This window comes from Mesorhizobium sp. M1342, assembly GCF_040317955.1.
Taxonomy (GTDB): domain Bacteria; phylum Pseudomonadota; class Alphaproteobacteria; order Rhizobiales; family Rhizobiaceae; genus Mesorhizobium.
Window position 1 is genome coordinate 149,654 of sequence record NZ_JAMYLI010000010.1, and the last position, 19,166, is coordinate 168,819.

The following is a 19,166-nucleotide window of genomic DNA, read 5'->3' on the forward strand; positions in this document are numbered from 1 at the left end:
TGCCTCTGTTAGCCACCATGGAGCGCTGAATTCATGACAACGCCATCCGCACCCGCATTGGAAGTCAAGAACATCTCCCTCGCATTCAAAGGCGTGAAGGCGATCTCCGATCTAAGTTTCGAGGTGGCGCCTCAGGAAATCTGCGCCCTGATCGGCCCGAATGGGGCGGGAAAAAGCTCGCTGCTGAACATCCTGAACGGCGTCTATGTTCCCGATTCAGGCGAGATCATCTTCGAGGGCGAACATTTCCATCGGATGCAGCCGCTGGAGGCCGCGCGCCGCGGCATCGGCCGCGGGTTCCAGAACAACGCGCTGTTTTCGGGAATGAGTGTCGCCGACAATGTCATTGCCGGCCTGTCCAGGCATGCTCGCGCAACGCTCCTGGAAGAAGCACTGCTTTTGCCGCGCGCACGCGCCGAGGCGCGCCGTTTCCGCGAGCGCGCCCATGAAGTCCTGCGCCTCTTCGATCTGGAGCGGCATGCCGAGACCACCGTGGCCTTGCTGCCCTACGGCGTGCAGAAGAAGGTCGAACTAGCGCGCGCCATTGTCGCGGCTCCCCGCCTGCTGCTTCTCGATGAACCGCTGGCAGGCATGAACAGCGCCGAGAAACAGGAAATCGCGCAGATCATTGCCAGGCTGAACCGCGACCTGAAGCTGACGATCGTGCTGATCGAGCACGATATCGGCATCGTGCTGAAGCTCGCTCACCATGTCGTCGTGCTCGATTACGGGCGCAAGCTGGCCGATGGCGCGCCGGATACCATTCGCGACAATCCCGAGGTCATCGCCGCGTATCTGGGCCACGACAAGGTTGAGATCGCCGCATGAACATGTTTCTCGAAACCCTCATCGGCGGCCTGCTGGCGGGCACGATGTACTCGCTCGTCGCCATCGGCTTCGTGCTTATCTACAAGGCCTCCGGCGTCTTCAACTACGCGCAGGGGTCCATCCTGCTGTTTGCAGCCCTGACCTTCGTGTCGCTGACCGATCAGGGTGTGCCGGTGCTGGTGGCGCTGGCGATCACGGTGGTCGTGCTTGCGCTGATGGCAGTCGGGATCGAGAGGCTGATCCTGCGCCCGCTCGTCAACCGCAGCCCGATGACGCTGTTCATGGCGACGCTCGGGCTGGCCTACATCGTCGAAGGGACAGCCCAAGGGCTCATGGGGTCGCAGGTCAGGGCGCTCGATCTCGGCATCGAGGATCTGCCGATCTTCCTCGGCGACATCATGATCAGCCAGTTTGATCTCACCGCCGCCGCAGTCGCGCTCGTCCTGGTGGTGGCCCTGTCGCTGCTGTTCAACAAGACCCGCCTCGGAGTTGAGCTCAGGGGCGTGGCCGACGATACTCGCGCCGCTCTCTCCATCGGCATCGATGTCAACCGCATCTGGCAGATCGTCTGGACCATTGCGGGGCTCGTCGGGCTTGTGGCCGGTCTGCTCTGGGGCGCCCGCCAGGGCGTGCAGTTCTCATTGTCGCTGGTGGTGCTGAAGGCCCTGCCGGTGCTCATCATCGGCGGCTTCACCTCTATTGCCGGCGCCATCGTCGGCGGGCTCGTTGTCGGTGCAACGGAAAGCCTAGCCGAAACCTATATCGGCCCCTTCCTCGGCGGCGGCATCACGCCCTGGTTTGCCTATGCGCTGGCGCTCGCCTTCCTCTTCATCCGCCCCGCCGGTCTGTTTGGCGAACAGAAAATCGAAAGAGTCTGAATCATGTCCGATATTGAACTCCGGCTTACCGGCGGCATAGGCGAGGGCGCAAGCACCCGGACACTGGTCGGCATAGCCGCGGCTGCCCTGATTGTTGCCCTACCTTTCCTCGCCACGGAATACTGGATCAATGCTATCGCCGTGCCGTTCCTTATTCTGTCGCTGGCAGGTCTCGGCCTCAACCTTTTGACGGGTTATGCCGGCCAGATATCGCTCGGCGCCGGTGCGTTCATGATGGTGGGCGCCTATGCGGCATTTGCCTTCCAGCTGCGGCTGCCCGAACTGCCGCTGCCATTGGCACTGATAGCAGCCGGCATCGTCGCCGGCGCGGTCGGGTTCGCCTTCGGCTTTCCCTCGACCCGCATCAAGGGTTTCTATCTGATCGTCAGCACGCTTGCCGCGCAGTTCTTCTTCGAATGGCTGTTTCTCAAATTTCCGTGGTTCTACAACGGTGATCCGTCTGCCACGATCTCGCTTCCAGCGGGTCTGTCCGTCTTCGGCATCGATCTCAACAGCCCGCACGGACGCTATTACCTGACGCTCGCCAGCGTCGCCGTGCTGACCTGGCTTTCCTACAATCTCGTGCGCAGCCAGCCCGGTCGCAACTGGATGGCCCTCCGCGACATGGATACGGCAGCGGCCGTGATCGGCGTGCCGATCCTGCGCGCGAAACTCCAGGCCTTCGCCGTATCGAGCTTCATCTTGGGCATTGCGGGCGCACTCTGGGCATTTGCGTATCTCGGATCGGCCAGCGTGCAGAGCTTCGGCCTGACGCGATCCTACCAGATACTCTTCATCATCATCATTGGCGGCATGGGCACCATTCGCGGCGCTTATTTCGGAGCCGCCTTCGTCAGCCTGTTGCCGCTGGCGCTCGACTGGCTGTTCCAGCGGCTGCTCGGCGGCCATGTCGACGCCGGACTGCTTCAAAACATCCAGAAGGTGATCTTCGGGGTCCTCATCCTCTGGTTTCTCATCAAGGAACCGGAGGGACTAGCCCGCTTGCTGCAAAGACAGCGTGGAGATTTAGGCAATCGCCGCCTTGCGCGGCTCAAAATCAGGAGACAGACGTGAAGAAACTGATCATTGCCGCGCTTTTGGCGGGTGGCGCCTTCGTGGCGAGCCCCGCCACGCTCAACGCCGCGGATGTGTCGCAATATATCCCGCTGCCGACCTATCGTGTCGGTGCCTACGCCTCTTCGGGCGAACTCTGGTGGGCAGGCGAAAGGGACTATTTCCGCTATATCAATGAGGTCGAGGGCGGCATCGACGGGATAAAACTCAACTACGAAGAGTTCGAGACCGAGTGGAGCCCGGACCGGACTGTCGAGGTCTACGAGCGGGTCAAGGGCGGCAAGGATGGTTCGCCGATCGCTTTCTTCTTCACGCACGGCACGCCCGCGACCTATGCGCTGCTCGAGAAGGCTGCCGCCGACAAGATCCCGCTGATCGATCCGGCCGGTGGGCGCACCGAATCCATCGACGGCAGGGTGTTCCCGTATGCCTTCCCGCTGCTGTTCAGCTATTACAGCCAGGCCTCGACCGGCATCAACTATATCGCGTCCAAGGTCGGTGGGTTCGATAAGCTCAAGGGCTTGAAGATAGCAACCGTCTATCACGACAGCGCCTATGGGCGTGCCACCCAGCCCGCTGTCGACCTGCTCGCCAAGAAATACGGCTTCGAGAACATCCAGATCCCCGTCGCCGATCCAGGCAATGAACAGTCGCCGCAATGGCGCCAGGTCCATGAGCTGAAGCCGGACTGGGTGTTCTTGCGCACCTGGGGTGTCTCCACCGTGGTGGGCATCAAGACGGCAGCCCGCTTCGGCTTTCCGGCCGATCATATCATCGGCGACGTCTGGGCCGGCTCCGAATCCGACGTCATCCCGGCCGGGAAGGCGGCGATCGGCTATTCCGCCCTTGCGCCTTATCCGGCGGGGGCCGATTTCGAGATCCATCAGCGGCTCAAGAAATTCATTCTCGACGCCGGCAAGTCCGACCTGCGCGATCAGAAGTATTTCGGCGCCGTCAATTACAATGTCGGTCTGGTCAATGCCGCGCTCGCCGTGGAGGCGCTCCGCACCGGCTACAAGAAGTTTGGCGCTCGTCCCCTGAATGGCGAGGAAGGCCGGTGGGCCTTCGAGCATCTGACCATCGACGAAAACCGTCTCAAGGAGATCGGCTTTGTCGGCCTGCTGCAGCCGATCCAGATCACGCCGCTTGACCATGAAGGCGGCGGCGCTGCCCGCATCCAGAGCTGGGATGGCAAGAAGTGGGTTCTCCAGACCGACTGGATCAAGGCCGACCACGAAGCGCTACGGCCGCTGATCGAGCAGCAAGCCGCCGCCTATGCCAAGGAACACGGCATCGCACCGCGTACGCCAGATACCGAAACCAATTGATATTCCACTTGATAGTCCCACCGGGGGAGGGGCGTCGTGCCCCTCCTTGCCTGAAACAGGAGTTCACCATGCACCAAAAGCTCGCCATGCACCAAAAGCTCTTGCGCGCTGCCCTGGCGGCTGCCACTTCGTTGCTGCTGCTTGCCAGTGCAGCCAAGGCCGTTGAAACCCAGCCGGGTCCCGACAGCGACAAACAGTTTTTCCCGATCGCCAGCTATCGCGTCGGCCCCTATGCGGCGTCGGGCGCTTCCATCTGGGCCGGGCAGATCGATTATTACCGCTATATCAACGAAGTCGAAGGCGGCATAAACGGCGTCAAGATTGCCTGGCAGGAATGCGAGACGGAATGGACGGCCGAAAAGGGCATCGAATGCTATGAGCGCTTCAAGCACGGGCTGAACGGCGCTCCGGTCGCCGCCTATTTCCCGAACGGCGCGCCTGCCGCCTATGCACTTTCCGACCGCGCGGCCGCGGACAAGATACCGCTGGTAACACTTGCCTACGGTCGCACCGAGGCCACCGACGGGCGTGTGTTCCCCTATATCTTTCCGGTCATGGTGACCTTCTACAGCGAGGCGTCGGCGGTCGTGAACTATGTTGCCGAGCGCGAAGGCGGCTTCGACAAGCTCAAGGGAAAGAAGATCGCCACCGTCTACCATGACAGCGCCTATGGCCGCGAGACGCTTGATCCGCTCGCCCTTCTGGCAAAGAAATACGGTTTCGAGAATATCCAGATTCCCGTTGCCGATCCGGGCAGCGAACAATCCTCGCAGTGGCGGCAGGTCCGCGAAGCAAAGCCGGACTGGGTGTTCCTGAGAACCTGGGGTGTTTCGACGCCGGTAGCCATCAAGACCGCGGTGCGTTTCGGCTTTCCCGCCGACCACATCATCGGCGATGTCTGGGCTTCGTCCGAGGAAGACGTGATCCCGGCCGGCGAAGCGGCGAAGGGATATCTGGCGCTGACGCCTTATCCGGCCGGCGCCGACTTCAAGATCCACGAGCGTTTGAAGAAGGACATCATCGACGCCGGCAAGTCCGACCTGCGCGATACCAAGGCCTTCGGCAGCGTCTATTACAATTCAGGTCTCGTCGGCGCCCTGCTCTCTGTGGAGATCGTTCGGCAGGCCCAGGCCAAGTTCGGCAACCGCCCGATCACCGGAGAAGAAGGCCAGTGGGCGCTGGAGCACCTGAAGCTTGATGACGCAGCCCTTGAAAGGGCAGGTTTCCGAGGCCTGGTGCAGAACCTCCAACTGACGCCCGCGGACCATGAGGGCGGCGGCGCGGTGCGCGTGCAGCAATGGAACGGGTCCAAATGGTCTCTCGTCAGCGACTGGGTGCAGGCCGATCGCACAACGCTGCGTCCGTTGATCGACGCGAAATCCGAGGCCTATGCCAAGGAGCATGGAATTACGCCCCGCGATATCGGCAGCAACTGACAGGACGCGGCGGCCGCTTTGACGGTTTCCCACGATAAGGAGAAACGCCATGACCACGACATCGAAGCCCGTCGCCCCGGCGGCTGATCAGGACACCCTTCTCGAAGTGTCGGGCATCGAAGTCGTCTATGGGGGCGCCATTCTGGCCGTCGCCGATGTGTCGCTGACGATCGGCAACGGCGAAATCGTTGCTTTGCTTGGAGCCAACGGTGCCGGCAAGAGTACTGTGCTCAAGGCGATTTCGGGCCTGGCCAGCGCCGATCGGGCCAAGGTGCGCCGGGGGCATATTCGCCTCGACGGTGAGGATATTCTCGGGCTTGCGGCCAACAGACTGGCAACGCGGGGCATCGTCCACGTCATGGAAGGGCGCCATGTCTTCTCGCATCTGACGGTCGAGGAGAACCTCTTGACCGGCGCATTTCTGCACCGGCCAAGCCGCAAGGAACTGCAGCGTCAGCTCGACGACGTCTACGGCTGGTTTCCACGCCTGCGCGACAAGCGGCGCACGCATGCCGGGCTTGCGTCCGGCGGCGAACAGCAGATGCTGGCCATCGGCCGGGCGTTGTTGACGCAACCAAGGCTCGTCCTGCTCGACGAGCCCTCCATGGGGCTCGCACCGCGCATCGTTCAGGAAATCTTCGCGATCATCGCGCGCCTTAACCGGGAGAAAGGGACGGCCTTTCTGCTGGCGGAGCAGAATGCGGCTCTCTCGCTTGCCTACGCACAGCGCGGCTATGTTCTTGACACCGGCCGCGTGGCGCTCGAAGGGCCGGCGGCCGACCTTGCAGCGCGTGACGATCTCCACCGCATCTATCTGGGCGACGCGCCCTGACGCAGTCGTCGCGTTCGATCCGCGAATGTCTTCGAGGATGCATCTCGCGGGCAGAGGCCGGCGGGTGAGGTCCGACCGTCGAGAAGGCCGGGCCGGCTACCGGTCGCCGATCAACGCGGCGCGTAGCGCCTGGATCTGCCGGTTCAAGGCATCGAGCTGCGCCAGCGTCATGCCCGAGCGCTCGATCAAGGCTTCATTCAGGCAGTTGCATTGCACCAGCAGCCCGCGCCCGGCTGATGTCAGGTCGACCTGCACCTGGCGTTCGTCGGTCTGGCTGCGCTGGCGGGTCACCAGCCCGGCCTGCTCCATTCGCTTTACCAGCGGCGTGACGGTGCTCGATTCCAGAGCGAGCCTGTGGGCGATCGTGCCGACCGACATGCCGTCAGCCTCTCCAAGTGCGTTCAGTACCAGGTACTGCGGATAGGTGATGCCCATCTCGTCCAGCATAGGCTTGTAGCTGCGGTTGATGGCCATGCTGGTGGCATAGAGCGTGAAACAGAGCTGATTGTCCAACGGGAGAGGCACGGCGCATTCCTTTTGCCAATATGGGCGTCAATTCGATACCACGAAAAATAATATCGCGATACATATTTTTGTGGACAAGGGTTTTGAGTCGCGCTAGCTAAATCGTTATCGCGATATCGTTTATCGCGAAAATAACAGAAGGAGATTGAGATGACCTCGCAAACCAAGCCCAGTTCCGGCAGCGGTACGATCACCACCAAGGACGGAACGCAGATTTACTACAAGGACTGGGGGACCGGGCAGCCTGTCGTCTTTCATCACGGCTGGCCGTTGAGCAGCGACGATTGGGACGCTCAGATGCTGTTCTTCCTGTCACAGGGCTACCGTGTCATTGCACATGATCGTCGTGGCCACGGCCGCTCGACCCAGACCGATATCGGCAACGAGATGGATACCTATGCCGCCGACGTCGCGGAACTCACCGCTCATCTGGACCTCAAGAACGCCATCCATGTCGGCCATTCGACCGGCGGCGGCGAAGTGGCGCGCTATGTCGCCAAATACGGCGCCGAAGGCCGTGTCGCCAAGGCGGTGCTGATCGGCGCGGTGCCGCCGATCATGCTCAAGACCGCTGCCAATCCCGGCGGCCTGCCGATCGAGGTCTTCGACGGCTTCCGCTCTGCCCAGGCAGCCAATCGCGCCCAGTTCTTCCGCGATGTTCCCGCCGGTCCATTCTATGGGTTCAACCGCCCGGGCGCGGACATCTCGCAGGGCGTCATCGACAATTGGTGGCGCCAGGGCATGATGGGCGGCACCAAGGCGCATTATGATTGTATCAAGGCTTTCTCGGAAACCGACTTCACGGAGGATCTGAAGGCAATCGACGTGCCGGTCCTGGTCATGCACGGAGACGACGACCAGATCGTTCCGATCGCCGACTCGGCGCTGCTGACGATCAAGCTGCTCAAGAAGGGCGAGCTTAAGGTCTACGAGGGTTTTCCGCACGGCATGGCCACAACCCATGCCGATGTCATCAACGCCGACCTGCTGGCCTTCTTCAAGGCATAGGGCTTTCCGAATAGCCTACAAAAATGCACCCGCCATCAGGCGGGTGCATTTTTTGTGAGGTTCAGATTAGCGTGATCTAGGCAACTAACTGCGCTTTGCGTGCTTCCTTCATGTTCGGCAGGAACACGGTGAGCAATCCAAGAAACGGCAAATACGAGCAGATCTGGAAGACGAAATCGATGCCCTTCATGTCGGCGACGATGCCGAGCACGGCCGCCGCGATGCCGCCCATGCCGAAGGCGAAGCCGAAGAAGATGCCGGCGATCATGCCGACGCGGCCCGGCACGAGCTCCTGCGCAAAGACGACGATGTTCGAGAAGGCCGAGGACAGGATCAGGCCGATCAGCACCGTCAGCACCATCGTCCATTCCAGATTGGCGTAGGGCAGGGCGAGCGTGAAAGGCAGCACGCCGACGATGGAGAACCAGATCATCGCCTTCTGTCCGTAGCGGTCGCCGAACGGGCCGCCGAGCAGGATGCCCAGCGCCGAGGCACCGAGGAACAGGAACAGCATGACCTGCGACATCTGCACCGAAACGCCGAACTTATGCATGGAATAGAAGGTGTAGTAGCTGGCGAGGCTGGCGATGTAGGCATTCTTGCTCAGCACCAGCAATGTCAGCACGATCAATGCATTCGTCACCTTGCGGCGCGGGAAAGGCGAAACGAAGCTCGCCGCCTTGCGGGTGCCCTGCGCGGCACGCAGCCGGCTGTACCAGCCGCCGACCTGCCACAAAACGATGATGCCGATCAGCGAGCCGACGGCGAACCAGGAAATGCTGGTCTGGCCGAACGGCACGACGATGAAGGCCGCCAGCAGCGGCCCCATGGACTGGCCGAAATTGCCGCCAACCTGGAACAGTGACTGCGCCAGGCCGAAGCGGCCGCCGGAGGCGAAGCGGGCGATGCGCGAGGATTCCGGATGGAAGATCGCCGAGCCGATGCCGATCAGCGAGGCGCCGATCAGCAGCAGCGAATAATGCCCGGCATAGGCGAGCACAATCAGGCCGATCAGCGATGACGCCATGCCGTAGGGCAGCGAGTAGGGCATCGGCCGCTTGTCGGTGATCATGCCGATCACAGGCTGCAGCAGCGACGCGGTCACCTGGAAGGTGAAGGTCAACAAGCCGATCTGCCAGAAATCGAGGCCATAATTCTCTTTCAGGAGCGGGTAAATGGCCGACAGCAGCGACTGCATGATATCGTTGATGCAATGGCAGAAGCTCACCGCCAGGATGACGGTGAAGGCCGTCGCCTGGGCTGAAGCGTGACTGGTGGTCGCCGGTGGGGCGACGCTGGCGGCTATCGTATCGGTCAAGGTAGGCTCCGTGGTCTTTTTGGCGGGCAGGCCCGCAGGCAGTTGACGGACGCACCTGCGGCCGCCTTGTCGGACGCTCCTGTGGAGCGCTTGGGGACGGTGCCTTATAAGCTGCTTGCGGGATGACTTCTTTCGTGGTTTGGTCCAATAGTTTCGCAAGTGGGCCATATCGGATGCCGCACGGCAAAGAAGTCTTTCACGCTGGCAACGCCAATCTCGGCCAGTTGCACGAGAGCCGCTGGCAGTGGCTTGAGCAAGTGGCCGGGCCGGCGGTGGCATTGCCGACCGAATATCCCGATGGCTACCGTGTGCCGCAGCACCGCCACAGCCGCAGCCAGCTCTTGCATGCGCTTGTCGGCGTGGTGTTGGTGACGACGCGCAACGGGCGCTGGATGGTGCCGCCGGACCACGCGATGTGGATTCCAGCCGGCACCGAGCATTCCGTCGAGATGCTGGGCGATGTCTCGATGCGTTCGGTCTATGTCATGCCACAGGCGATCCCCGGGCTGCCCGAAGGCTTGCGCGTCGTCGGCGTCACCGACCTGATGCACAGCCTGATCGTGGAATCGGAAAAGCTGCCGCAAGGCGGCGTTCTGGAAGGACGCGGTGGGCTGATCATGAACCTTTTGCTGCACGAAATCCCGACCTTGCCGGAACGGCCTCTCGGGCTGCCATTCCCGTCCGATCCGAGGCTGTCGGCGCTGTGCCGGCGCTTCGTCGCCGCACCGTCGCCGCACGCGACGATCGATGAATGGGCGGATGCCGCCGGCATGAGCCGGCGTTCGTTCACGCGCGCCTTCCAGCGCCAGACCGGCCTGTCGCTGTCGACATGGCGCCAGCAGGCCTGCCTGTTCGCGGCGCTGCCCAGGCTGGCGGACGGCGAGCCGATCACCAGGGTGGCGCTCGATCTCGGTTATGACAGCGTGCCGGCCTTCATCACCATGTTCAAGCGCATGCTGGGGACCTCGCCGCGCGGCTATATGCGCGGCGCACGAGAGAGCGTCGAGGTCGCTCGTCGCCTGATCGGGCCGGTTCGGTTGGAAAGCTCTGCGCCGTAACGGCAGGTGCTGTTCTAGAAGCATCTCACCGTTTCACGGAAACGGCGATCTGCTCTAACTCTTTGTTTTGACGCGGTTCTAGACGGAAAACCGCTTCACACTTTTCCTGGAATTGCTCTAGTCGAACAGGCTCGACACCGATTCTTCGGTCGCGGTGCGCGAAATGGCTTCGCCCATCAGGTCGGCGATCGAGATGACGCGGATGTTGGGAGCATCGAGCACGCCCTGGGTGGGCTGGATGGAATCGGTGATCACCAGTTCCTGGAGCTTCGAACCGCTGATGCGGGCAACCGCGCCGCCCGACAGCACGCCGTGGGTGATATAGGCGGTGACGCTGGTGGCGCCGTTGGCCAGCAGCGCATCGGCGGCGTTGCACAGCGTGCCGCCGGAATCGACGATGTCGTCGATAAGCAGGCAATCCTTGCCGGCGACCGCGCCGATGATGTTCATGACTTCCGATTCGCCGGGACGCTCGCGGCGCTTGTCGACGATGGCCAGTTGCGCATCGAAGCGCTTGGCCAGCGCACGGGCGCGGACCACGCCGCCAATGTCGGGCGAGACCACCACGACGTTGCCGAGCTGCTTGTATTTGGCCTTCACGTCGCGGGCCATCACCGGCACGGAAAACAGATTGTCGGTCGGAATGTCGAAGAAGCCCTGGATCTGGCCGGCATGCAGGTCAAGCGTCAGAACGCGGTCGACACCGGCGCGGGTGATCATGTTGGCGACCAGCTTGGCCGAGATCGGCGTGCGGCCGGAGGCGCGGCGGTCCTGCCTGGCGTAGCCGAAATAGGGGATGACCGCCGTGATGCGCTTGGCCGAGGAACGCATGAAGGCATCGATCATGATGAGCAATTCCATCAAATGATCGTTGGTTGGGAACGAGGTCGATTGCAGGATGAAGACATCCTCGCCGCGCACGTTTTCCTGGATTTCGACGAAGATTTCCTGGTCGGCGAAGCGCCTGACCGTAGCTTTGCCCAGCGGGACGTTGAGGTACCGGGCGACCGCTTCGGCCAGCACCCTGTTGGAATTGCCCGCGAAGAGTTTCATGCACGGTTCCTGGTGGAGGATGATGAGACCTGACGGACTCGCTTGCGCCCTTTAACCGGGCTTTTAGCGGCCCGCGCCGGTATTGCAAGCGCCGAGATCGGGAATCCGCCGGCTAAACTCAAGAAAGCTCCGCGCCATCGCCGGGCTGCAACAGGGAGCAGCGGACTTGCGCTGCCCCTTCTTCTCGTCGGGCATCGGATTTTCCCAAAACCGTCTCCACTTTTGGGTCCGATGCCTCTAGCCCGCCTTGCCGCCGAGCCAGGCCGCGAATTGGTCGATGGTCTGGTCGGCGATCGTCTGCATGGTGGCCGGCGAGACCCCCTTCCAGCTGTCGCCGCCCGCGCTGGCGCCGGAATTGACCGACGGGGCCTTCTGCTGACCATTGATGCGGTGCAGCCGGTTGCCGGCGGGGTCATAGACATCCCAGACGTAGATGACGGTGATGTCGGCGCCTTCCGACATCGTCGAGAAATAGCCCTTCAGCACATGTGTCACGGTCTGGTCGGCGCTGCCGGCGAGCGTGATACCGCGCTGCCTGGCGCGGGTCTGCAACTCCGCCGTCAGAGGTGTCGCGGCTTCCACCGAAGCGCCGACGATCGGCGCGATCTGCAGGCGGGTCTTCGACAGGATGGCAGCGCTTTGGGCTGATGTGACCGGTGCGGCGGTGGTTGCGGGAGCGCCCGCCGTGCTGGTGGCGGGCAGCGTCTGGGTCGACGTCGCCGGCGGCGTGATCGCCGACGGTTCGAGCACGTCCTTTGCGTTGGTGCAGGCGGCAAGAGCCAATGCCACAAGCAATGACACGGTCGTCACATGCGATCGTCTCATTTGCCTTCTAACTCCTTGGCGAAGAACGCCTCCCACTGTGGATTCACTGTACGATCAAGTCGAGATCATGGCGGGACAGCGGCTTGGGCTGGGATTCGGTGGTCAGGTAGGTCCGGCCAAGCGTCATCGCCGTCTCGGTATCGGAGTCCATGATGATCATATGGGCGAACAGCGTCATGTTGGGCGCGATCGGTTCGGGATTGCCCTGGTAGAACATCGGCATGTCCATCCAGGACGGGGTGAAGCGGGCGCCGACTGAATAGCCGCAGGCGTTCAGCCGGTGCTTGGTCAGGCCGTGCGCCTCCATGGTGCGGGCATGCGCATCGAAGACGTCGCCGAAGCTGTTGCCCGGCGTCATCGCCTTTTCGACAGCCAGGAGTGCCGCGCGGGCGGCGCCGAACAGTTCCTGATGGCGCTTCGACACCTTGCCGGTCAGCACCGTGCGCATCATCGGTGCGTGGTAGTGGTTGAAGACGCCGGCCCATTCGAGCGTCAGCTGGTCATTTTTGGTGAGCTTGCGGCGGCCGGCCTTGTAGCGGCACAGCAGCGCATCGATGCCGGAGCCGATGATGAATTCGTTGGCCGGATAGTCGCCGCCGCCGGCAAAGATCGCACCCTGCATGGCGGCCAGGATCAGGGCTTCGTCGCCGCCTTGCTTGATCAGCGGCAGCGCCGCGTCGAGCGCATCATCGGAAAGATTGGCGGCCTTCTCGGCCTTTGCGACCTCGGCCGGGCTCTTGAACAGGCGCAGATGGCCGACAATGCCGGACGCATCGGCGATCTGGCCGAAGGTCTGCAACTGTTCGTCGAGCCGTCGGCCATTGAACGCGGTCAGGCCATGGGTGTCGTATTCGACACCGATGCGGGCGCCGAGCAGGTCGAGTTCGTTGAGCAGATTGCGCAGGTCGACCGCCGGATTGGCGCCGTTGCGGTCCGTCCACAAGACGATGTTGTCGATAATCGAGGTCTGACGCGCCTGGCGCAGGTCGGCCGAGCGGGTCAGAAGCACCATCGAACCGTCGGCCTTCACTACCAGGCACTGGAAGAAGCAGAAGCCGAACGTGTCGTAGCCGGTCAGCCAGTACATGCTTTCCTGCGCGAACAGCAGGATGGCGTCGAGCTTCTTTTCGGCCATCTCGATGACCAGCCGGTCGCGCCGCGCGTCAAATTCAGATCGTTCAAAATGCAGCGCCATTATTCCCTCTCCAAGACAATTGCCGAAACCTGCCGGCCGTAATCGGGCTCCTTGCGATGCGTGGTGCGCCGGTAGGAGTAGAACAGGCCTTCCTCGGCGTAAGTGCAGCGGTCAAGGCCCTCAGCCGTCACGCCGGCCTTGGCCAACCGGTCAACCGTGTAGCGGTTGAGATCGAACATCGCATGGCCGGCATTGGCGGACGGCGCGAAATAGAGGATGTTTTCGGCGGCGACTTCGACAAAGCGGGCGACGAATTCCGGGCCGACCTCGTAGTTTTTCGGGCCGATGGAGGGGCCTAGCACGGCGACGATGTTTTGGCGCCGGGCGCCGAGGCTTTCCATCGCCAGGATGGTGTTTTCGAGCACGCCGGTGAACGCGCCTTTCCAGCCGGCGTGCGCGGCGCCGATGATGCGCGCCTGCGCATCGGCGAACAGCACGGGACCGCAATCGGCGGTAGAAGCGCCGATGGCGATGCCCGGCCGGTCGGTGACGATGGCGTCTGCCTTGGGCCGCTCGCCGGCAAAGGGCTCCCTGGCGATGATGACGTCGGGCGAATGGACCTGCCAGGCGGTCAACAGATGGCTCGCCGGCACGCCCATCCATGCCGCGACGCGGCCGCGGTTCTGCGCCACAAGCATCGGGTCGTCATTCGATCCGGTGCCGATGTTGAGGCCCTGGTAGATGCCGCCGGAGACACCGCCGACGCGGGTGAAATAGCCGTGGCGGATGCCTTGTGCCCGCGCCTTGTCCAGCAGCGGCGACCGAACGGGATCCGGTTTGGTCTGATTCAGCATGCGGGCGTTGTTGTCCGTGTGGGCGGTTTCGTCAAGAAGAAGGTGCTTGGTCGAGAACAGGCGCTGCAAAGCGCGGACGGGAGATTGGGAGGGGTGGCGGTAAAAAGTCAATCCGCCCCGGCGAAAGGCCGAACCTCCACGCCGCGGGGTAGCACCGCAAGCACCTTGAACAGCTCGCCCATGGCTTGCGGCCCTGCGAGGCGCTCGACGTCCCCGGCGATCCTTTCGCGCGCCGCCTGGCCGGCATCGGCGCCAAGCCGGCCGGCGCGCTCGAGGATACCCATGCCGAGGAGGAAGTCGCCCTGTGTCGTCAGATGGGCTTCGAGGCCATGTGCACGCACGATCGCGGCAAGGGCGGCGAAATCGACATGGGAGGTGAGGTCGGCCTCACCGGGATTGGCCAGCACATCTTCGTGATCGTGGCTGCGCAAGGCCTGAAGCGTGTCCCCGACACCCGGCTGGAAATGGCCGTAGTCGAGAAACAGGCCAACGCCGCCATGCCTGGATATGCGCTCGGCGATCGTTGCCATGAGCGCGGTGCGGGCAGGCGCCACTTCGGCAATCGCACCTTGCGGCGCTTGAGTGGCATCGGCGGGCAGCAGCGTCGGGTCGACCGAACCGGCGCCGGCGAAGAAGCAAAGGTCGTTGGTCTCGTCGAGGCCGACCATGCGCTCGCGCCAGCCGGTGCCGGCTCGGACGAACTGGCGGATGGGCACGGCGTCGAACAGTTCGTTGCCGACGATGAACAGCGGTTGCTGCGGCAAGGTCTCGATGGTTTCATGCCAGCCAACCGCGAAGGGTGTGGCGCCAAGCGTCTGCTTCTGCACCTCGGTCAGGCGCGGGCTGGTCTCGATCATGGCGAAGGTGGCGCCGCTGGCCAGATCAGGATCGAGCCGCGACAGCGTACGCAACATGTCCTTCATCAGCGTGCCGCGGCCGGGGCCGATCTCGGCGATGGTGGCCGGCAGCGGCCGGCCGCTCGCCTGCCACGCCTGGTACATCCACACGGCGACCAGTTCGCCGAACATCTGGCTGATTTCCGGCGCGGTGATGAAGTCGCCGCCCGCACCAAAAGGCTCGCGCGTCGTGTAGTAGCCGTCCGCCGGGTCGAACAGGCACAGCGCCATGTATTCGTTGATCGGAAGTGGCCCCAATGCCTCGATCAGGTCGACGATGCGGGTTTTCAGCCGTGTCATGCCGGCTGCGGCTGCGCCACCGGCCTGGCGGTCAGCATCGCCCAGATACCGGCCAGCACCATCGGCGTCGACAGGATCATGCCCATGGTCAGCCAGTTGGTGCCGAGGAGGTAGCCGAGCTGCTGGTCGGGCTCGCGGAAGAACTCGACGAAAATGCGCGACAGGCCGTAGCCGCAGATGAAGGCGCCGCCGACGAAGCGCGGCGTCTTCAGCTTGAGGCGCGAATGGGTGAGGATGCGCAGCACGAGGAACAGCACCACGCCTTCGAGAAGCGCCTCGTAGAGCTGGCTCGGGTGACGGGCAAACGGCCCGCCATTGGGGAATTCGAAAGCCCAGGGCACGTCGGTCGGGCGCCCCCATAGCTCGGAGTTGATGAAGTTGGCGACGCGCACCAGGCCAAGGCCGACCGGCACGCCGGCCGCCACGACGTCAAACAGCGACCAGATGCGGATGCCGCGCTTGATGGAAAACAGCGTCATGGCGAGGATGACGCCAAGCAGGCCGCCATGGAACGACATACCGCCTTGCCAGACCGCCAAGATGTCGAGCGGGTGGGCGATGTAGCGTGGCAGATCATAGAACAGCACATAGCCGGTGCGGCCGCCCAGCACGACGCCGATGGCCGCCCAGACGATGAAGTCGTCGAGATCCTCCGGCTTCATCGGCAGGACGCCGTTCGGCCATAGCTTGGCATTAGAGGCGAGCCGCTTGGCATACCACCAGGCGAACAGGATGCCGACGATATAGCCGAGGCCATACCAATGCACCGCCAGCGGCCCGATCTGGATGAGGATCGGGTTGATGTTGGGGAAGGGTAGGGAGGCCAGAGGCAGCAGGAAATATTCGTTCAACGGGGAACTCTCGGTTGCGAACGTGTTTGCGCGCGGACCATGCGGCAGGGTTTTGGCAGGGTCAAGGCAAGGTGGGCGCCCTCGACTTGATGCCGCAGCGCGGCGCAACATGCTTGCATTCGACGCGCGGCGCCATTACCTCATTTCGAGCAAGCGAGGATTTGCCATGTCGACCGGACCGAACCGCATTCTCGATGAATTCGCCAAGCTGATGACCGATGCCGCCGGCGCTGCCCAGGGCGTGCGCCGGGAGGTGGAGACCGCCTTCAAAGGCCAGGCCGAACGCATCCTCAACACCATGGACGTGGTGCAGCGCGAAGAGTTCGAGGCCGCGCGCGAGATGGCCGCCAAGGCCCGGGAAGAAAACACCCGCCTTGCCGCCCGTATCGAGGTGCTCGAGGCGAAGCTTGCGGAACTGGCCGGTGACGCCGCACCGGCGGCGGCGGCCAAGCCCCGCACAAAAAAATAATCGTTAAACTTTTCCACATAGCCCGATCCTGAAAAGCGCTTTGCCGTGAATCGCTTAACGGCATTGCATGAATCTTTGTGACAGCGGCTTTCCACATGCGAATGACGCAGTGCGAAAAATTGGGCTGTTCACGCGACTCCCGATCAATAGACTGAATTTGTTGCATGATTCGGAGCAGGGTCATGCGACCGGGCGGTGGGGTCCGGTCTGGGGTCTTTGCGTCGAGAAGTCGTCTTTTGCGCAGGAAAGTCCTGGCCGTCCGAGTTCTAGACAAGATTGTTCGTTGTGTGTGCCCTCCCGCGGAGCGTGTGGCGGCGCTCGTACAGAACGACAGGAAGCATTCCATGGAACTTCTCGAACTCGAATTCTCCCGCGAAATCCATCCGGTGGATGTTATCGAGCAGGTGGCCCACAACAACGACTGGTCCTTTGAGCGGGCAGGCGACGACGAGATTTCGATCTCGGTTGCCGGAAGCTGGACCGACTATCACGTCTCCTTTTCGTGGATGGAGGATTTCGAAGCGCTGCACCTAGCCTGTGCCTTCGACATCAAGGTGCCGGAGACCCGCGCGCTGGAAGTGATGCGGCTCTTGTCGTTGATCAACGAGCAGATGCTGTTTGGCCATTTCGACCTCTGGGAGCAGGAGGGCGCGATTATGTTCCGCCAGTCGCTGCTGCTGGCCGGCGGGGTCGAGCCGTCGAGCCAGCAGGTCGAAGTGTTGCTGTCGTCGGCGCTGGAAGCCTGCGAATGCTATTTCCAGGCGTTCCAGTTCGTCGTCTGGTCGGGAACCTCGGCCAAGGACGCCCTGGCCGGCGTGCTGTTCGAGACCTACGGCAACGCCTGAGTCCCCGTGAGGCAGACAAGACCAAGATGAGTTCGAACAGCGAGCGCAAGCCCGAGATCAGTTTTGCCGATTTCGATCGTGTCGACATCCGCGCCGGCACGATCGTCGAGGCCGAACCGTTTCCCGAGGCGCGCAAGCCCGCATTCAAGCTGAAGATCGATTTCGGCCCCGGCATCGGCATCAAGAAATCGTCGGCGCAGATCACCAAATATTATACACCGGAGACGCTGATCGGCCGGCAGGTGTTCGCGGTGGTCAATTTCCCGCCGCGCCAGATCGGTCCATTCATGTCGGAAGTGCTGACGCTCGGCTTTCCCGACGAAGAGGGCGCTGTGGTGCTCGGAGCGATTGAGCGCAAGGTGCCGGATGGCGGGCGGTTGTTTTAGGCTAGAGGAACGACCGTCGTTCCTTCGCGCTCCCTCCGTCCTGCTGATGTCGAACAGTACGATGCCGCCAGCCTTGAGTCAGGCCGCCAGCTTGCGCGTTGTGCCCAGTGCTTCCTCGACCGTATCGAGAAACATCTCCGCACAGGCTTTCCAGCTATAGCGCATGGCACGTTCGCGGGCTTCGGCACGGTCTACATTGAGCGCGGCAAGCGAGGCCTCGCGCAGATCGTTGGAGACCGCGCCGCCGAAGCCGTCGCCGACGATGTCGATCGGCCCGGTCACCGGATAGGCGGCAACCGGCGTGCCGCTGGCCAATGCCTCGATGATGACGTTGCCGAACGTGTCGGTGCGGCTCGGGAAGACGAAGACATCGGCCGAGGCATAGATCTCGGCCAGTTCGTCGTTGGGGCGATGGCCAAGGAAATGCGCTTGCGGATATTTTGCCTTGAGCCTGGCAAGCTCGGGGCCTTCGCCGACGATCACCTTGCTGCCCGGCAGGTCGAGGTCGAGAAAGGCGGAGAGGTTCTTTTCGATGGCGACGCGGCCGACGCAGAGGAAGACAGGGCCGGGGAAGCCGAGATCCTTCTTCTTGTCGGGCCGGAAATGGTCGGTGTCGACGCCGCGCGTCCACGGCCGCAGCTTGGTGAAGCCGCGCGCTGAGAGGTCGTCTGCGAGCGACTGGGTGGCGACCAGCGTGCCTTGGCCGGAATTGTGGAAATCGCGCAGCCAGCGATAGGCCCAGCTTTCCGGCACCGGCAGCCGTGCGCTGAGATATTCGGGGAAGCGCGTGTGATAGCTGGTGGTGAACGGCCTGCCGGCATTGCGGCAATAGCGCCGCGCCATGATGCCGAGCGGTCCTTCGGTGACGATGTGGATGTGGTCGGCTCTGCCGGCGTCGATCAGGCGCGCGACATGGCCGGGCGTGGTCAGCGCCAGCCTGATGTCGGGATAGGTCGGCAAGGGCAGGGTGCGAAAGATGTTCGGCGTCAGGAAATCCACGGCGACATCGAAGGATTTCAGCGTCTCGGTGAGCCGCTCCAGCGTGTGGACAACGCCGTTAACCTGCGGCCGCCAGGCATCGGTGACCATCAATATGCGCATGGCGGCCCTTTGCAGGAAAGGTCGACGGTTGCCTTGAGACGATGCCGGAACGGCGACCAGCCCGCTGCTCTCGCTTCGCTCCAGCGCACCCGGACGGGCACGGGGTCGAAGTGAGGCGGCAAGGCCGAATCAATTGAGGTCGCGCGCTTCATGCACGCTCTTGATC

Annotated in this window: 21 protein-coding genes; 11 read left to right on the top strand and 10 right to left on the bottom strand. The window is 62.9% G+C overall.

Annotation, left to right across the window (positions count from 1 at the left end; genetic code table 11):
- Window positions 1-33: 33 nt before the first annotated feature.
- The 6 genes from NKH06_RS12665 (at window position 34) to NKH06_RS12690 (ending at window position 6,376) form a co-directional block, all read left to right on the top strand.
- On the top strand, window positions 34-828 hold the full coding sequence (locus NKH06_RS12665; protein ID WP_031212725.1) for an ABC transporter ATP-binding protein: 795 nt from the start codon (window positions 34-36) through the stop codon (window positions 826-828).
- The gene (locus tag NKH06_RS12670; RefSeq protein ID WP_023809823.1) at window positions 825-1,706 is read left to right on the top strand and encodes a branched-chain amino acid ABC transporter permease; all 882 of its coding nucleotides are present in this window, start codon (window positions 825-827) and stop codon (window positions 1,704-1,706) included. The genes NKH06_RS12665 and NKH06_RS12670 overlap by 4 nt, the downstream gene beginning before the upstream one ends.
- Window positions 1,707-1,709: 3 nt before the next feature.
- Entirely contained in the window at window positions 1,710-2,780 is a 1,071-nt protein-coding gene (locus NKH06_RS12675) for a branched-chain amino acid ABC transporter permease (protein ID WP_023809822.1), read from the top strand.
- Entirely contained in the window at window positions 2,777-4,108 is a 1,332-nt protein-coding gene (locus NKH06_RS12680; protein WP_128303762.1) for an ABC transporter substrate-binding protein, read from the top strand. The genes NKH06_RS12675 and NKH06_RS12680 overlap by 4 nt, the downstream gene beginning before the upstream one ends.
- A gap of 86 nt (window positions 4,109-4,194) precedes the next feature.
- Window positions 4,195-5,544 (top strand): ABC transporter substrate-binding protein, encoded by a 1,350-nt coding sequence (locus tag NKH06_RS12685; RefSeq protein ID WP_352440471.1) that lies wholly within the window; start codon window positions 4,195-4,197, stop codon window positions 5,542-5,544.
- A gap of 49 nt (window positions 5,545-5,593) precedes the next feature.
- The gene (locus tag NKH06_RS12690) at window positions 5,594-6,376 is read left to right on the top strand and encodes an ABC transporter ATP-binding protein (protein ID WP_128303763.1); all 783 of its coding nucleotides are present in this window, start codon (window positions 5,594-5,596) and stop codon (window positions 6,374-6,376) included.
- 96 nt (window positions 6,377-6,472) lie between these two features.
- Here NKH06_RS12690 and NKH06_RS12695 read toward each other — a convergent pair whose 3' ends face one another.
- Complete coding sequence (locus NKH06_RS12695) at window positions 6,473-6,901, bottom strand: MarR family winged helix-turn-helix transcriptional regulator (protein WP_023809819.1); 429 nt, start codon at window positions 6,899-6,901, stop codon at window positions 6,473-6,475.
- A gap of 150 nt (window positions 6,902-7,051) precedes the next feature.
- On the opposite strand from NKH06_RS12695, the gene NKH06_RS12700 reads away from it, so the two are divergent.
- Window positions 7,052-7,909 carry an alpha/beta fold hydrolase gene (locus tag NKH06_RS12700; RefSeq protein WP_023809818.1) on the top strand — a complete coding sequence of 286 codons (858 nt, stop codon included), beginning with the start codon at window positions 7,052-7,054 and terminating at the stop codon, window positions 7,907-7,909.
- Window positions 7,910-7,985: 76 nt separating this feature from the next.
- Here the strand turns inward: NKH06_RS12700 and NKH06_RS12705 are convergent, their stop codons facing one another.
- Window positions 7,986-9,227 carry an MFS transporter gene (locus NKH06_RS12705; protein ID WP_023809817.1) on the bottom strand — a complete coding sequence of 414 codons (1,242 nt, stop codon included), beginning with the start codon at window positions 9,225-9,227 and terminating at the stop codon, window positions 7,986-7,988.
- A gap of 173 nt (window positions 9,228-9,400) precedes the next feature.
- On the opposite strand from NKH06_RS12705, the gene NKH06_RS12710 reads away from it, so the two are divergent.
- Window positions 9,401-10,285 (top strand): AraC family transcriptional regulator, encoded by an 885-nt coding sequence (locus tag NKH06_RS12710; RefSeq protein WP_352893220.1) that lies wholly within the window; start codon window positions 9,401-9,403, stop codon window positions 10,283-10,285.
- Between the two features lie 117 nt (window positions 10,286-10,402).
- On the opposite strand, the gene NKH06_RS12715 is transcribed toward NKH06_RS12710, so the two are convergent.
- The 7 genes from NKH06_RS12715 to lgt all read right to left on the bottom strand — a co-directional run bounded on the left by NKH06_RS12715 (window position 10,403) and on the right by lgt (window position 16,199).
- Window positions 10,403-11,338: a ribose-phosphate pyrophosphokinase gene (locus NKH06_RS12715; protein WP_013530002.1), complete on the bottom strand. Its 936-nt coding sequence runs from the start codon at window positions 11,336-11,338 to the stop codon at window positions 10,403-10,405.
- Window positions 11,339-11,401: 63 nt separating this feature from the next.
- Window positions 11,402-11,533 (bottom strand): hypothetical protein, encoded by a 132-nt coding sequence (locus NKH06_RS12720; protein ID WP_280940280.1) that lies wholly within the window; start codon window positions 11,531-11,533, stop codon window positions 11,402-11,404.
- Window positions 11,534-11,575: 42 nt separating this feature from the next.
- Window positions 11,576-12,163 carry a hypothetical protein gene (locus NKH06_RS12725; protein WP_352440377.1) on the bottom strand — a complete coding sequence of 196 codons (588 nt, stop codon included), beginning with the start codon at window positions 12,161-12,163 and terminating at the stop codon, window positions 11,576-11,578.
- 43 nt (window positions 12,164-12,206) lie between these two features.
- Window positions 12,207-13,358 carry a M24 family metallopeptidase gene (locus tag NKH06_RS12730; protein ID WP_352893224.1) on the bottom strand — a complete coding sequence of 384 codons (1,152 nt, stop codon included), beginning with the start codon at window positions 13,356-13,358 and terminating at the stop codon, window positions 12,207-12,209.
- Entirely contained in the window at window positions 13,358-14,152 is a 795-nt protein-coding gene (gene pgeF, locus NKH06_RS12735; RefSeq protein WP_128303767.1) for a peptidoglycan editing factor PgeF, read from the bottom strand. The genes NKH06_RS12730 and pgeF overlap by 1 nt, the downstream gene beginning before the upstream one ends.
- A 107-nt stretch (window positions 14,153-14,259) precedes the next feature.
- Window positions 14,260-15,348: a class I SAM-dependent methyltransferase gene (locus NKH06_RS12740; protein ID WP_128303768.1), complete on the bottom strand. Its 1,089-nt coding sequence runs from the start codon at window positions 15,346-15,348 to the stop codon at window positions 14,260-14,262.
- On the bottom strand, window positions 15,345-16,199 hold the full coding sequence (gene lgt, locus NKH06_RS12745) for a prolipoprotein diacylglyceryl transferase (protein WP_023809811.1): 855 nt from the start codon (window positions 16,197-16,199) through the stop codon (window positions 15,345-15,347). Before lgt ends, NKH06_RS12740 begins: the two co-directional genes overlap by 4 nt.
- Window positions 16,200-16,365: 166 nt before the next feature.
- Between lgt and NKH06_RS12750 the strand changes: the two genes are divergently transcribed.
- The 3 genes from NKH06_RS12750 (at window position 16,366) to NKH06_RS12760 (ending at window position 17,899) form a co-directional block, all read left to right on the top strand.
- Window positions 16,366-16,668 (top strand): accessory factor UbiK family protein, encoded by a 303-nt coding sequence (locus tag NKH06_RS12750; RefSeq protein WP_023809810.1) that lies wholly within the window; start codon window positions 16,366-16,368, stop codon window positions 16,666-16,668.
- A gap of 344 nt (window positions 16,669-17,012) precedes the next feature.
- Window positions 17,013-17,513: a type III secretion system chaperone family protein gene (locus tag NKH06_RS12755; RefSeq protein WP_013893499.1), complete on the top strand. Its 501-nt coding sequence runs from the start codon at window positions 17,013-17,015 to the stop codon at window positions 17,511-17,513.
- A gap of 26 nt (window positions 17,514-17,539) precedes the next feature.
- Entirely contained in the window at window positions 17,540-17,899 is a 360-nt protein-coding gene (locus tag NKH06_RS12760; protein ID WP_023809809.1) for a tRNA-binding protein, read from the top strand.
- A gap of 78 nt (window positions 17,900-17,977) precedes the next feature.
- Here the strand turns inward: NKH06_RS12760 and NKH06_RS12765 are convergent, their stop codons facing one another.
- Window positions 17,978-19,000 (bottom strand): glycosyltransferase family 4 protein, encoded by a 1,023-nt coding sequence (locus tag NKH06_RS12765; protein WP_128303772.1) that lies wholly within the window; start codon window positions 18,998-19,000, stop codon window positions 17,978-17,980.
- Window positions 19,001-19,166: the final 166 nt, after the last annotated feature.

Excerpts from the sequence above, each read along its gene's own strand:
- NKH06_RS12665 (WP_031212725.1), top strand. The coding sequence starts at position 34 with ATGACAACGCCATCCGCACCCGCATTGGAAGTCAAGAACATCTCCCTC.
- NKH06_RS12670 (WP_023809823.1), top strand. The coding sequence starts at position 825 with ATGAACATGTTTCTCGAAACCCTCATCGGCGGCCTGCTGGCGGGCACG.
- NKH06_RS12675 (WP_023809822.1), top strand. The coding sequence starts at position 1,710 with ATGTCCGATATTGAACTCCGGCTTACCGGCGGCATAGGCGAGGGCGCA.
- NKH06_RS12685 (WP_352440471.1), top strand. The coding sequence starts at position 4,195 with ATGCACCAAAAGCTCTTGCGCGCTGCCCTGGCGGCTGCCACTTCGTTG.
- NKH06_RS12690 (WP_128303763.1), top strand. The coding sequence starts at position 5,594 with ATGACCACGACATCGAAGCCCGTCGCCCCGGCGGCTGATCAGGACACC.
- NKH06_RS12700 (WP_023809818.1), top strand. The coding sequence starts at position 7,052 with ATGACCTCGCAAACCAAGCCCAGTTCCGGCAGCGGTACGATCACCACC.
- NKH06_RS12710 (WP_352893220.1), top strand. The coding sequence starts at position 9,401 with ATGCCGCACGGCAAAGAAGTCTTTCACGCTGGCAACGCCAATCTCGGC.
- NKH06_RS12715 (WP_013530002.1), bottom strand. The coding sequence starts at position 11,338 with ATGAAACTCTTCGCGGGCAATTCCAACAGGGTGCTGGCCGAAGCGGTC.
- NKH06_RS12720 (WP_280940280.1), bottom strand. The coding sequence starts at position 11,533 with ATGCCCGACGAGAAGAAGGGGCAGCGCAAGTCCGCTGCTCCCTGTTGC.
- NKH06_RS12725 (WP_352440377.1), bottom strand. The coding sequence starts at position 12,163 with ATGAGACGATCGCATGTGACGACCGTGTCATTGCTTGTGGCATTGGCT.
- NKH06_RS12730 (WP_352893224.1), bottom strand. The coding sequence starts at position 13,358 with ATGGCGCTGCATTTTGAACGATCTGAATTTGACGCGCGGCGCGACCGG.
- pgeF (WP_128303767.1), bottom strand. The coding sequence starts at position 14,152 with ATGCTGAATCAGACCAAACCGGATCCCGTTCGGTCGCCGCTGCTGGAC.
- NKH06_RS12740 (WP_128303768.1), bottom strand. The coding sequence starts at position 15,348 with ATGACACGGCTGAAAACCCGCATCGTCGACCTGATCGAGGCATTGGGG.
- NKH06_RS12750 (WP_023809810.1), top strand. The coding sequence starts at position 16,366 with ATGTCGACCGGACCGAACCGCATTCTCGATGAATTCGCCAAGCTGATG.
- NKH06_RS12755 (WP_013893499.1), top strand. The coding sequence starts at position 17,013 with ATGGAACTTCTCGAACTCGAATTCTCCCGCGAAATCCATCCGGTGGAT.
- NKH06_RS12760 (WP_023809809.1), top strand. The coding sequence starts at position 17,540 with ATGAGTTCGAACAGCGAGCGCAAGCCCGAGATCAGTTTTGCCGATTTC.
- NKH06_RS12765 (WP_128303772.1), bottom strand. The coding sequence starts at position 19,000 with ATGCGCATATTGATGGTCACCGATGCCTGGCGGCCGCAGGTTAACGGC.